Genomic DNA, 587 nt, shown 5'->3' on the forward strand with positions numbered 1-587 from the left:
CGCCCGAAGTGCGCGGACACGTGGGGCAGGCCGTGCAGCATCGCCGCGGTGACGGGCTCCAGCACAGTGTTGGACGAGGGCGTGAGCATGCCGATCAGGGTGCGTGGTTCCATGGTGTGCGGGGCGGGAGGATCGTTTCGATGCGGGGCATGATGCGAGAACCGTGCCATGCCGGTCCGTCTTGGATGCAATATGCTTGCGTATTGCATCCAATCGTTGTGCCTGCTGTGGACGGCCACTGCGCACGATTCCTGCATGGACCCTTGCCATGACCACCCAGCGATCCTCCCGTAAAGCCGCGGCCGCGCCGGCCGCCGAGCCCGCGCCCCGCCGCGTGGCCAGCCAGGCCGACATCCACGAGACCATCTACAACGCCATCGTGGAGCACCGCCTGCTGCCGGGCACCAAGCTGGCCGAGGAGAAGATGGCCGAGCTGTTCGCCGTGAGCCGCACGCAGGTGCGCGGTGCCCTGCAGCGGCTGGCCGTGGCGCAACTGGTGACGCTGGTGCCGCACCGCGGCGCCTTCGTGACCACCCCCACGGCGGACGATGCCCGCGACGTGCTATGGGTGAGGCGCACGCTGGAGC

The 587-nt window shown here is 69.0% G+C and carries 1 protein-coding gene and 1 pseudogene; one reads left to right on the forward strand and one right to left on the reverse strand.

Annotation, left to right across the window (positions count from 1 at the left end):
- A pseudogene (locus GVL52_RS31080) lies at positions 1-113 on the reverse strand (Asp/Glu/hydantoin racemase); the annotation flags it as partial.
- Between the two features lie 155 nt (positions 114-268).
- Here GVL52_RS31080 and GVL52_RS28265 point away from each other — a divergent pair.
- Positions 269-587, forward strand: a 319-nt coding sequence (locus GVL52_RS28265) for a GntR family transcriptional regulator (protein WP_160012685.1), incomplete at its 3' end; no start/stop codon positions are given.

Origin of the sequence: Rhizobium sp. 18055 (assembly GCF_902706285.1) — a bacterium.
Taxonomy (GTDB): Bacteria; Pseudomonadota; Alphaproteobacteria; order Rhizobiales; family Rhizobiaceae; genus Rhizobium.